Source organism: Bacillus sp. AR2-1, from assembly GCF_008368755.1.
Taxonomy (GTDB): domain Bacteria; phylum Bacillota; class Bacilli; order Bacillales; family Bacillaceae_G; genus Bacillus_A; species Bacillus_A wiedmannii.
Window position 1 is genome coordinate 283,783 of record NZ_QORY01000001.1, and the last position, 12,487, is coordinate 296,269.

At 35.4% G+C, this 12,487-nt stretch carries 13 protein-coding genes and 1 pseudogene; 1 reads left to right on the forward strand and 13 read right to left on the reverse strand.

All coding sequences use genetic code 11. The annotated features are described in order from the left end of the window. Nucleotides 1–4: 4 nt before the first annotated feature. From DT250_RS01505 to DT250_RS01520, 4 genes and pseudogenes are all read right to left on the reverse strand, one after another. Complete coding sequence (locus DT250_RS01505; RefSeq protein ID WP_149212374.1) at nt 5–604, reverse strand: TetR/AcrR family transcriptional regulator; 600 nt, start codon at nt 602–604, stop codon at nt 5–7. 163 nt (nt 605–767) lie between these two features. Further along, a pseudogene (locus DT250_RS01510) lies at nt 768–935 on the reverse strand (LysE family translocator); the annotation flags it as partial. An 85-nt stretch (nt 936–1,020) separates the two neighbouring features. Next, nucleotides 1,021–1,278, reverse strand: coding sequence for a DUF3963 domain-containing protein (locus DT250_RS01515; RefSeq protein WP_149212375.1), 258 nt, complete (start codon nt 1,276–1,278; stop codon nt 1,021–1,023). A gap of 146 nt (nt 1,279–1,424) precedes the next feature. Next, the gene (locus DT250_RS01520; RefSeq protein ID WP_149212376.1) at nt 1,425–1,904 is read right to left on the reverse strand and encodes a GyrI-like domain-containing protein; all 480 of its coding nucleotides are present in this window, start codon (nt 1,902–1,904) and stop codon (nt 1,425–1,427) included. A 111-nt stretch (nt 1,905–2,015) separates the two neighbouring features. Between DT250_RS01520 and DT250_RS01525 the strand changes: the two genes are divergently transcribed. Then, the gene (locus DT250_RS01525) at nt 2,016–2,978 is read left to right on the forward strand and encodes a helix-turn-helix transcriptional regulator (RefSeq protein ID WP_149212377.1); all 963 of its coding nucleotides are present in this window, start codon (nt 2,016–2,018) and stop codon (nt 2,976–2,978) included. 188 nt (nt 2,979–3,166) lie between these two features. Here the strand turns inward: DT250_RS01525 and DT250_RS01530 are convergent, their stop codons facing one another. The 9 genes from DT250_RS01530 to DT250_RS01570 form a co-directional block, all read right to left on the reverse strand. After that, complete coding sequence (locus DT250_RS01530; RefSeq protein ID WP_098199718.1) at nt 3,167–3,538, reverse strand: DUF805 domain-containing protein; 372 nt, start codon at nt 3,536–3,538, stop codon at nt 3,167–3,169. A 296-nt stretch (nt 3,539–3,834) separates the two neighbouring features. Continuing rightward, entirely contained in the window at nt 3,835–4,584 is a 750-nt protein-coding gene (locus DT250_RS01535; RefSeq protein ID WP_000837803.1) for an ABC transporter permease, read from the reverse strand. Further along, nucleotides 4,585–5,346 (reverse strand): ABC transporter ATP-binding protein, encoded by a 762-nt coding sequence (locus DT250_RS01540; RefSeq protein WP_149212378.1) that lies wholly within the window; start codon nt 5,344–5,346, stop codon nt 4,585–4,587. 155 nt (nt 5,347–5,501) lie between these two features. Continuing rightward, a complete protein-coding gene (locus DT250_RS01545; protein ID WP_000891990.1) occupies nt 5,502–5,843 on the reverse strand; it encodes a DUF1048 domain-containing protein in 342 nt (113 codons plus the stop codon). 75 nt (nt 5,844–5,918) lie between these two features. After that, entirely contained in the window at nt 5,919–6,239 is a 321-nt protein-coding gene (locus DT250_RS01550; RefSeq protein ID WP_000429485.1) for a PadR family transcriptional regulator, read from the reverse strand. 555 nt (nt 6,240–6,794) lie between these two features. Beyond that, nucleotides 6,795–8,102, reverse strand: coding sequence for a condensation domain-containing protein (locus DT250_RS01555; protein WP_149212379.1), 1,308 nt, complete (start codon nt 8,100–8,102; stop codon nt 6,795–6,797). A 694-nt stretch (nt 8,103–8,796) separates the two neighbouring features. Continuing rightward, nucleotides 8,797–10,083, reverse strand: coding sequence for a hydroxylamine reductase (gene hcp, locus DT250_RS01560; RefSeq protein WP_149212380.1), 1,287 nt, complete (start codon nt 10,081–10,083; stop codon nt 8,797–8,799). Between the two features lie 751 nt (nt 10,084–10,834). Continuing rightward, complete coding sequence (gene bla2, locus DT250_RS01565; RefSeq protein WP_098858399.1) at nt 10,835–11,605, reverse strand: BcII family subclass B1 metallo-beta-lactamase; 771 nt, start codon at nt 11,603–11,605, stop codon at nt 10,835–10,837. A 135-nt stretch (nt 11,606–11,740) separates the two neighbouring features. Beyond that, on the reverse strand, nt 11,741–12,478 hold the full coding sequence (locus DT250_RS01570; protein ID WP_149212381.1) for a glycoside hydrolase family 25 protein: 738 nt from the start codon (nt 12,476–12,478) through the stop codon (nt 11,741–11,743). Between the last annotated feature and the right edge of the window lie 9 nt (nt 12,479–12,487).

Here is a 12,487-nt window from a genome sequence, read left to right on the forward strand (position 1 = left end):
GCGATCAATCCCTCTTTTTTTCTACTAAATAATACTCAATAAGTTGATTCACTTTTTCTTTTGGATATGATTCTGGTGTTTGAAGGACATGAATTACTAGCCCATCGATAAATCCGTACAGTATCTCCAATTCACACTCTCTATTGTATCCTGATGTAACGTATCCTAACTCCTCCATTAAATCTAGGATCATTCCCATTAGGTACCTCGTATGGTCATCCATTTTCTTCCGAAGTTCAATAAGCTCTGGGGAACTAAAAGAGATTCCTAAGAATGTAATCCAAACCTTCCCTTCCAACATTTCTTCCTTATTAATAGGAATAATAAATTTCATTAATCTTCTAAGCGCTTCTTCTTTCGTTCCCTTAAAATCACTTGTACGAGTTTTCGCCCGTCCTTCCATTCGATTCAATACTAAATTCATTGCATAGTAAATCAATGCATTTTTAGACGAAAAATGATGCTGAACAAGGCCAACCGACATGTTTGCTTCATCAGCGATTTGCTGTATGGAAGCTTTATCGATACCTTTTTCTAATATTACACGCCAAGTAGCGGTGGCTATCTCATTCTTCCTTTGTATTTGATCAACTATTTTAGGCATTCATCTCCCCCTCCTTTTTATAATATGGTTATATTATAAAAAAAGTACCGAAAACAATATGACCATATTTTAGTTTAGACGTAATAGGGCTTTTGCCACATGACTATCAAGATAACAAGTCAAAATTCCCTTAAAATAAAAAAAAACGGTATTCCTACCGTATCATTAAAAAATCTTCAATTCCGAGTATAATGCCCAAGAGAGAAATAAATCCCGCCATACGTCCTTGCGTAATGGAACGAGAGATAAGATAAATCATATTAGGCCCAGGTGAACAAACCATGCTAAGTGAAACAATTGCAAATGCTAACAAAGTACTAAAGCTGACCATACCCCTTCCCCCTTCATGTTACATAAAACTTCCTATTGTAAATCTTATCATGACTGAGGAAAGAAAAGATCAATTAAGTTAAGGTTTAAAAGTACCCTATCCATAGTGATACTACAGCAACTACTAACAAAGCAAAACAAATTGTGATATTTCGAACCCACTTTTGTATATCCTCAAAATACCGCTCTATAAATAAAGCGTAAATATAAACCATAAGAAGTAGAACGATAAAAGTAAAGGAACCAAATTTATCGTTAAATTTTTCATTGGTATATGTGCTTACATGAAGGAATAGAAAAACAAACGCTACTATGAAAAGCTCAAATATCCTTTTTTTATTCACCTTGCCACCACCTTACAATAATTTCCTTTTATTCCATTTTACCAGAACATAATGTGTAGTAGCATATGAATATTATATTCATGTCAAAAAGGCTAACAATTCAAGATTGTTAGCCTTTACTTTCCATCTTCGTACCTTTTATCACTTTACTTCCTTACAACTGGAATCCACATTTCGCCAAATACTAAGCCGTCTCTCTGTCCCATCTCAACCGTTGTATTCGGCCCACCAACATAAGCAAAATCTTTTGCATCTGGTAAAGCTTGACCGAAGGCGATGCCAGTCAGCTTATTACTTAGCTCTTCAGCCGTTTTGTCTTCCCCTTTTACTACTAAGTATTCTCCCTTCGGAAACTGAATCACTCTAGATTCTTCTTCTATTTGTGCTTCTGTCATGACACCAGCATAATACATCATCTTGTTATTCACCGCTTCGCTCACAGAAAAAATGTATTCGTTTGTAGCTAGAGCTTTTAGAGTGTCCAACCTTCCATCTTCTTTAACAGCTGACCAAAAGTCTTCTTTTTCTTTATTTATTCCAACAAAGTTTGTATATTCGCTCTTAATTTCAGTTCCAATTCCTAACACAATAAAGCTATCTTTTTCTTCAATCGTATAATTTTTCATATTCAAAACCTTCCTTTTTTTTAAAATGAATCAAATGATTTATCTTTTCATCTAATGAGTTTATAATATCTTTAAAACATGTCAAAAAATGATACTGTTTAGGAGACTCCAATGAAAAAAGTTGAACGGATTAATACAATTATGCGGTATATCAACAACCGCTCTCACTTTACGATTACTGAAATCATACGAGAATTTAACATATCACGATCGACAGCTATTAGAGACATTAGAGAAATTGAAGCTATGGGAATGCCACTTGTCGCTGAAGTTGGGAGAAGTGGTGGATATTTTGTCATGCATAATTCTATCCTGCCCGTTGTTCGCTTTACTGATAATGAAGTCAAAGCTCTTTTTATTGCCTTTATGGCTACAAGAAATCAACAACTTCCCTATCTAAAGAGTCGCCAGTCTTTAGCCGAAAAACTATTAGGACTCATCTCAGAAACCCAGCAAGATGACCTTGTTCTTTTAAATCAACTTTTTCTTTTTGAAGGGACTAACCCTCATAATCCCGATCTACTTGAGCTTTCTGACCTCCCCCATCCGATGTTAGAAAAACTCATCCAAATTCTTCTTTTGGATAGACCTTTATTGATTACCGTCAAAGAAGAAGAGAAAATCAAGCCTTACCCAATTTATCTATTACACCTTTATCAAGAAAAAAGCCGTTGGATCATTGAAGGGTTTGACTTAAAAGAAGAAAAGAAACTGCTGTTTCCTGTCGATGACCTCGTCAATATCGAGCCGTACACGACGAAAAAGAGGTTAAATAAGAAACAGATTTTAGAAAAACTCAATAAGAAGGACGAAGAAATTAACCTTGTACTTGAACTTGGTCCAAAAGCGATTGCCCAGTACAAAAAATACCATCCTTTAAAAATTTCAATTTCTTATACAAATCCTTACCAATCCACAGCCATTTTAAAAACATTTATCGATGTTAACAATTCCGATGAAGTGACAGATATAACAAATTGGCTACTTTTCCTAGGGAAAGATATTACAATCAAGGAAATGCCTGAAGAAATATTAAACGATTTACAAGAGCGGTTATGTTTATATTCTCCATAAGCAGTGATCGGTTAAACCTCAAAATATTGAGGTTTATTCGTTACCAGTTGTCCATATTTTTAAATTCCTAGGGAAAACCATGTATTTGCTATCAATGCTGAACGAAGCTTCTAGGAATAATACAACAAAAAAGGTATGAACTAGCTTTTAGTTCACACCTTTTTATATTAGAGTTTACTACACATACATTAAATTGCTTGTTTAAGATTTGAATGTGGATTTGGTCCATACTTATTCTCGCCTTCATCACTTTCAATGATACAAAACACAAGTAGAACCGCTCCTCCAAATGGCACCAAATTTAATAGCTGCCACCATCCTGTTTTTCCACTATCATGTAATCGACGAGCTTCCACTGCCAGAGTAGGAACGATAAAAATTGCTATATATAGCAAAGTAATATTGGCTCTTAAATAGAAGACCGACGGAGAATATGAGGCAAAATATATTAATGACCAAAACGTAGCCTTATTAACTAAAGTAAAAATCCAGTACTCTTTTCTCGTTGCTCTCCCACTAAATTTCGCATAGTTTTTGAGAGCATATAAATACCATCTCATTTGAACCTCTCCCTTTTCCATCCCCTAAACAATCAGGTTATACATTATATACCTTATAAGTATAAATATAACATACCACAACTATAACCTCTATATTTACATAGAATATTCTGTTTATTTGTAAGTTATTTTAGTTAAGGATTACATACCATATTTCAAGGCACGTGTATTCGATTCATTATTCTCCTATTTACTTTAAAACTAATACAATTAAGCGAAGTATGAATGTATTATTAAAGCACGGAAAACCTCCCGTGCTTTTTCAAATATATATAATTTCGGATGACTTAATTCACTTATCCTAACTGACGTTTAAATGCTTTGCTAGCGAAAAAGTAAGAGATGATCATGATACCCACGCACCAAGCGAGTGCAGTCCAAATATCGTTGCCAACAGTCCCTTCATATAATAGGGCGCGAATCGCATTCACGATTGAAGTTACAGGCTGATTCTCAGCGAACGCACGAACAATTTTAGGCATTGTTTCAGTAGGTACGAAGGCCGAACTAATAAATGGAAGAAAAATTAGCGGGTACGAGTAAGCTGTCGCCCCTTCCATAGACTTCGCTTTCAGCCCTGGAATGATAGCTAGCCATGTGAGCGCTAACGTAAACATCCCCAGTATTCCCGCTACCGCAAGCCAATCTAGCATATTTGCACTAGAACGAAAACCCATTAAGAGCGCAACAAGAATAACCACCACGATAGTAAGTACATTAGCAACAAGAGAAGTTAAAACGTGAGCCCACAATATTGATGAGCGCTTAATAGGCATCGTAATGAAACGTGCCATCAGCCCACTCTTTACATCCGTAAATAATCGTACAGAAGTATAAGCTACACCGGATGCGATAGCCATTAACAAAATTCCCGGCAATAAATAATTAACGTAGTTATCCGTTCCTGTCTTTATAGCCCCGCCAAATACGTAAACAAATAATAGCATCATCATAATCGGTGTAATTGCTACAGTAATAATTGTATCTGGACTACGCATAATATTGCGCATTAAGCGCCCTAGTAATACCCCTGTTTTGCTTTTCATTTACATCTCCTCCTTTTTACCGATAATCGCAAGGAAAATTTCTTCCAACGTCGGCTGCTTCTCGATATACTCTACTTTTGCTGGCGGGAACATCTCTTTCAGTTCAGTAAGAGTACCTGTCGTAATAATTTTTCCGCCATGCAAAATAGCGATACGGTCCGCCAGTTGTTCTGCTTCCTCCAAGTACTGAGTCGTAAGTAAGATCGTTGTGCCGCTGCCGGCAAGTTCCTTGACTGTATCCCACACTTCGATCCGTGCTTCCGGATCAAGTCCAGTCGTTGGTTCGTCTAGAAAAATAACGGCTGGCGCCCCAATCAAACTCATCGCGATATCAAGTCGGCGTTTCATCCCGCCTGAATACTGGTCTACCCTCTGGTTGGCCGCATCAGTCAGGCTAAATCTTACAAGTAGATTATCAGCAACTTGTGCCGGATTGGAAAGACCACGTAACTTAGCGATCATTATCAAGTTTTCCCTTCCAGTAAGCATGCCGTCTAAAGCTGCGAACTGTCCTGTCAAACTGATGCTTTGACGAACATGATCTGGTTGTCGCTGGACGTCAAAACCGCAAATACTCACTTCACCATCATCTTGTTTCATTAACGTCGAAAGAATATTGACCGTTGTCGTCTTTCCAGCTCCATTTGAGCCTAGCAGCGCAAAAATTTCACCACGCTGCACCTCAAAATCCACTCCCTTTAAGACTTCTTTATCTTTAAAAGATTTTTTTAACCCTTTTATAGAAATCGCTGCATTGCTCATACTTTTTCCCCCTTATAAAATTAGATTACATACACCCTCTATTTAGTACCACTGATAATCTGTATTACTTAGTACTGGTTTAAAAATATAACTGAATAGCGATGGCGGCAATTCACATTTGTAACCAGCTAATCAGTCGGTATTACTAATTGCATTTATTTTTTTCTCAATTTCTTCATAATACTTTCATTCAAATCTTCACGATACTTGGAGACATACGTTTTAGCGTTTGCCACTAGTTCGTCAGCAAAGGATGCCACGTCCTCCCCAGTAATATCAAGCACTTGTCTGCCTTCCGCTGCACCTGCTTCAAACAAATCGATTAATTCATACTGTATGTGCAGCATATCCATTCCATTACCCGCTGAGAAATTCCACATGTAGTTTTGAATTTTCTTAAACACAAACTGATAGTCCTCTGGCAGTGCTCCAACACGTGCCATCATCATTTTGTACTCTTTTTTATCACCTATTAATTTTTTAAACATTTCCAACATCTTATTTTCCTCCTTTTTTATAAAGCAGAACAAGAAACTCACCAAATATGAGCCGGAACGTTTTATATTATGAGGTTAGTTTGACTTCAAGACGTTAATTTTTGAAGATACAAAATCCCATTTTTCCCAAAACAATTCAAGCTCCTGACGGCCATCCTCATTTAATGAATAAAACTTACGAGGCGGTCCCATATCTGATGGTTTCTTTTCAATATTCACAAGCTTTTTCTTTTCTAATCGTACGAGGATAGTATAAACTGTCCCTTCCACAACTTCAGTAAACCCAAGATCATTCAGGTGGCGGGTAATCTCATAGCCATACGTTTCACGGCGACTAATGATTTCCAGCACACACCCTTCCAGTGAACCTTTCAGCATTTCAGTTAAATTTTCCATGTTATGATCCTCCTTTACCCCCTATTCTGTCTGACTTATATTCAGTATCACAGAGTACTAAGGCGAATTTTTACTGAATAGTTTTTGAGTAAAACCACACTATTCAGTATTACTTATTACAACTACATTGTATGACTGAGTAGAAAGAATGTCAACTCGATTTTCAAAAAAATTAAAAATCCGCTTTACCCTAACGGGATACAACCGTATCTCTTACATAACCGTTTGGCAATTCCCTCTCATTTCGCAACTGTAGAGATATAAAATTTTGGTTTTGAGGATATATTAAAATCTTGGGTTGATGAGCATACATATTACTCCTATTATGAGTAATATGTATAAAACATTTCAAAAAAATAATAAAAAGAGCTGATTCAAAGTGTAATTTAAATCAGCTCTTTTTTAGTGCTTTTATACCGATACATTTTGTTTCTCACTACGATTTTCTATAAATATAAAACATAAAAATAGGTGCGATCAAAGATTAGCCGTACATGCGACGAGCCACTAAAATACCATCCACATTAGAAATTTTTACGCTGTATTCGCTTTTATTTATGATAGTTGATTCACAACACTATCTAAAAATTCTTCTACCTTTTCTTTTGATGTATCCGGCGCGTGATAACCAATCGTAAATGTAAGTCTTCCATTATAAGAGCTTGCTCCCATTGAAAAGAATGGTGCATACATAATAGGTGATGTCATATACCCGTCCTCAGCTTGATTTTCACCAAACTGAATCGGTTCATCAGCGATCACTCCCAAATTTGTCAGTAATGGCAACGCCATCCCCATCTGTACAGCCCGTTCGAATTGCTGATTATACATTTCCTTCACTGTAGATAGCTTCATTTCTGCCAGTAGCTCCATTCCTGCTGCTGAAGAAAGACCTGGATTTTGAGACTTTATTTTATCCATTGATTGTTTAACTCGAACAAGAGTCTGATTAAATGTTTCATCGTCTTCCATTTTAATCACTGGCATTTCCATACCAGATAAGTTGCAAATAGCACCAGTTGTATAATTAGGCAGATATCTACGTAAATCAATTGTCAAACCAATCATTTTTTCTGCGGTGCGAGGTTCTGCATACACAGTGAAATGTGATAAAGCCCGGAAGTATGCAGTCATAATTACATCATTCAAGGTAGCCTGTTGTACTTTTGTCCATTGGGTTAGACGTAAAGTTTGCTCATGGCTCAACCGCCTTACGGACATCTGGGGGAATTTATTTTTGTTAGGTTGAGATGGAAAAGACCATAACGATGCCTGTTGTTCTTTGTTAGGACGATACGCACTTTTTATGTCCGATACTCCAGCATATTTGAATACATGTGATTGATCTCGACACCCCTCATTTCCCTCACCAAATTCCTTTATAATTTGATTCTTAGATCGCCCCAATGAAAGGTGAGTATATATTGTTCCAAGTAATTTAATATATTCCTTGACTCCTGCACCATCTGAACATAGATGAGATAATTTCACAACTAACATATCTGTTGTAGTGCCCCGTAATAATTTCGTTTGAACCATAAGCCCCTGAATACGATCACCAGGTTCCTTAATAAAATCTATCGCCATTATTTCAAGTTCTTGATTATTTCCTTCTGCAAAAAGGCAAATGGATGAGTTAGTGCCAGATGAATGTTCCTCCCAGTAAGGAATATCATTTTCTACAAACCGGCTGTTCAAAACTGGCTGCAATTGTAACGTTATCCTTACTGATTCTTCAAGTATTTCCTTTGATATACCTACAGGAAAATAAAGAACTACATTAATTTGTTGGTCTGCAGAATAAAGACCTAATAAATAATTCATTCGATCTTGAGGTGTTACCAAATACTTTCTTTGTTCCATAATTCCGTCCCCCTTTAGGACTTTTTTATATAAACCTGTTCTCCAAATGCTTGTAACTTTTTTAGTCATTTTTCTTCAAGAGCTAACAATGCTTACTTTTTTAATTTTTTAACAAACGCATCCTTCCCGTATTAGTTCCACTCTTTTTGCAGGTGATATACCCATTATTTTATTGTCATCAACATTCCCTGCACACCAAATAAAACCAAACAAAAATAAAATAAGTTTATATATACATAAACATTTTATAACAACGTTTATGAATTATCAATAAGACAAATAAATCATTTTTATGTCTGTCAAGAAAAAAACAATAATATAATACGTTCAGAGGTTACTTTATAATAAATGGTTGATGGGTATGCTTCTGTACCCCAACTTATTGTTACAGTAAAAAAAAGCCCTCCATTTTGAAAAGTGTAATCAAAATGAGTGGGGCTTTTTTCAATATTTTCAAACCAAATGAAAAAGAGGTGAAATTATAGATATTCATGTAGAAATTTCATTTTGGGGTTGCTTACAAATCTTAAGTTTATAGGCATATGGTGGTACCCTTTAAAAGCCTTATAAAATCATAAATTTTATAGATATAGCAGCTTCTCTTTATTAATAAAATAAATCATTTGTATGTACGTTTACTCACGCACATACAAATGATTTATAAAGCCATAATTAAATGAAAACATCTTTTCTGTTACGATAACATCATTTCCATATCTTCCGCTGCAGTTGTAATCAGTTTTAAACCGAATGTCTCTTGTAATACATCAAGCACGCCAGGTGAAATAAATTCAGGCGCCTTTGGACCGATGCGAATATCTTGAATTCCAAGACTAAATAGCCCAAGTAAAATCGCAACCGCTTTTTGTTCAAACCATGATAGGACAATACTAACTGGCAATTCGTTCACTTCACATTGAAAAACATCTGCTAAAGCGGCTGCTATTTTCACTGTTGAAATTGAATTATTGCATTGCCCTAAGTCAATGTAACGCGGAATCTTTGTACCAGGTACAACACCGTAATCCACATCATTAAAGCGGAATTTCCCGCAAGAAGTCGTTAAAATAACTGTTTCTGGTGGAAGTGACGTTGCTAATTCACGATAATATTCTCCGCCTTTTCCTGGTGCATCACAACCTGCGATGACAAAGAAACGCTTAATCTTTCCTTCTTTTACTGCCTTAATAATTTCAGGAGCTAATGATAATACTGTATTATGATGGAACCCTGTTACTAACTGTTCATCCGACTCCATATGTACTTCTGGAAGTTCTAGCGCTTTTTGAATCAATGGTGCAAAATCATCATTTTCAATTTTTTGTACACCTTCTAAACCTGCAATATCATATGAAAAGAATCGATCAGAGTACGACCCTTTAATTGGCATAACACAGTTCGTTGTCGCTAATATAGCACCTGTAAATTTTTCGAAAAGACGTCGTTGATCATACCATGCCTTACCGATGTTTCCTTTTAAATGTTTATATTTTTTTAGCTGCGGATAACCGTGTGCTGGTAACATTTCAGAATGCGTATAAATATTAATTTCTTTTCCTTCTGTTTGTTTTAATAATTCTTCTAACGCAAATAAATTATGTCCAGTAACTACAATTGCCTTACCTTCTACATGGTTTTGCGTAATTTGAACAGGCTCTGGAACACCAAAGTGATTCGTATGCGCCTCATCTAACAACTCCATTACTCGTAAAGCCGATTTCCCTACTTTCATAGCCATATCAATATGTTCTTGTTCATTAAAGTTGGAATTTGTTAATGTCATATACAGTGCTTCTTGCGTCGTAGCATCTACAAATGCATCAGTATACCCTAGCTGAGCAGCATGCGTACGATAAGCTGCAATTCCTTTTAGCCCAAACACAATCGTATCTTGTAAACTTGCAATTGTTTCATTTTTACCGCAAACACCAATCACTTTACATCCACCTGTTGGCGTTTGTTCACATTGATAACAAAACATGATCATCCCACCCTCTCCCAATCATTTCTTACAAGTCAAGCATAATACCCATTAGGAAAAAAGGATGTGATATCAATCACAATACTATGTATAAATTTGTGACAATTTATATTGTTTACATAATATTTTTATTGACACCTAAAAAAAACGTTACATAATCCTGTTGTTCAAGTTTTCAAATAGCTAGACTATTGCTGAATTAAAGAATTAACTTACTAGTTAGTTCATAGTACGAAATGAAAATTTCGTACTATGAATCTCTTAAGAAAACAGAAATAGACATACAAAAACGCTATTCTTTCTTTTTATTATTCAACAGAAAGAATAGCATTTTTTCATTTTTAAGAACTATCAATTTTTTAATTAAATATTTTATGAAAAATCACTTTATTTACAATACATTTACACTATCTTAACATTACTTACATTATTTATATGATATATTTATATAGAAACTACTTAAGAAATTTCATGTACATTGTTATCTTTATAATCTCTGATCTGATTGATAAGAGATTATGTTATATTTTCATAACAGGGGTGAATTAGGATGACTGAAACTTTAAAAACACTTATAATGCTCGATATTACTTACGTTGTTATAGCAATTATGACGGTACTGGTATTTGTATACTTGGAATTAAAATCTCAGTAACGTATGCAGGCATAATTGATAGCTTCGCATTTAAATATAGCTAGAAGAAAGCGAGGAGAAAATTGTTTCTCCTCGCTTTTATATTCCCACAGTTTCTTATTTCAACAAATCCAATGTATGTAAAAGCAATCCTCTGTCCCCTACTTCCCCATGACCAGGCACTACTGAATTTACATTTCCATATCGTTTCAACACATTTTCAATTGATGTGGGCCATTCATTTACATATGCATCAGCAACGTTTCCTAAATCTTTAGCTTCCGCAGATTTCACTAAACAGCCTCCAGCTAAAATGTTGTATTGCGGTAACCATACGACGATATTATCTTCTGTATGTCCTTTCCCTGGGTAAAATGTTTCTACTTTCATATTTCCAAACCTCAAATTTGTAATGGATTGTAAGTCTCCAAGCGGTTCTTCATATCCACTTTTCTTTGCTAGTTCTGCAGTTAGTGCTGTACTATGCGCCTTAATGCCTCTTTCTTTCAACGTTTTTATTCCGCCAATTCGATCAGCGTGCGCATGTGTAATGATGACATCCGTTACACGCTTCTTAAATTTCTTTTCTACCATCTCTATTAATTCCTTCGTTAGTTTATCATCCCAAGAAGAATCGACAAGTACTAATCCTTTTGAAGTAGTAAGAACTAGCCCGTTCGAAGGAACTGCTTCTCCGTTAAAATAACCTAACTCCGTATGAACCCATACATTTTTGTTTAACTGAGAAATTGAAATAGTTCCTGCCTCATTTTTTATTACTTTTTGCTCTAGCTTTTGTTCCGCTTTCACAGAAGAAACTGTACTAACAAATTGAGTTGTTCCTAGTAAACTAACACATACCCCTAATTTTAATAATGTATTTTTCATTTTCTCCACCCTTTCTTTCAAACGAAATAGTTATTACCTATATTAGACAATTCAGCTCAAAAGTTTGTTCCATCTTTATTTGCATATTTTTATGTAAGTAACAAAAAAGCGCACAAATTTTGTGCGCTTGAAAACTTAACCTTTTATTCCATAATTCTCAAACTCTTCCTCGTTCCCAGAAAATACATTCAAATCAATATACTTCTCTTTTCCATTATAACCATTTAATCTCCCGCGGTTCGTGTATTGCCAAAACGTCCATTTTCTCTCGTCAGATAAACTCGGTTTTGTAAAGACACTACGAATCCATATATCACATTGGGGATACGCATTCTTTATATACAAATCATATGCCTCTTGAGTTGCATACAATATTACTTTCTTACCGTAATGTTTTTCTAGCATTTTTATCATGACCGACAACTCTTTCACAACATCTTCACGCTTAGGGGGATTATCTTTTTTGTTAGCATAAAACTCAACATCAATTACGGGTGGCAATGCTTGTTTATACTTTGGAACAGTTCGTATATATTGCTCTGCTTGTGTTTCACCCTTACTATCAAAACTAAAAAAATGATACGCTCCGACGCGCATACCTGTCTTATTCGCATTCGTCCAATTTTCCGAAAAGTACTTATCTACAAACGAGCTTCCTTCAGTAGCCTTTATAAACGCAAACTTCATATTTTGCTTTTCCAACTCTCTCCAATCTATATCTCCTTGGTATGACGCAACATCTACACCTTTTATTTCATACTTATCCGCACTTATTTGATTCGGAATAAATATGCCTTGAAAGACTAAATAAGCGAAAACACTCATTACACTAATTAAGGTAAAGACTCCTCCTATAATAAGCTTCTTTTTCATTCGTATCCC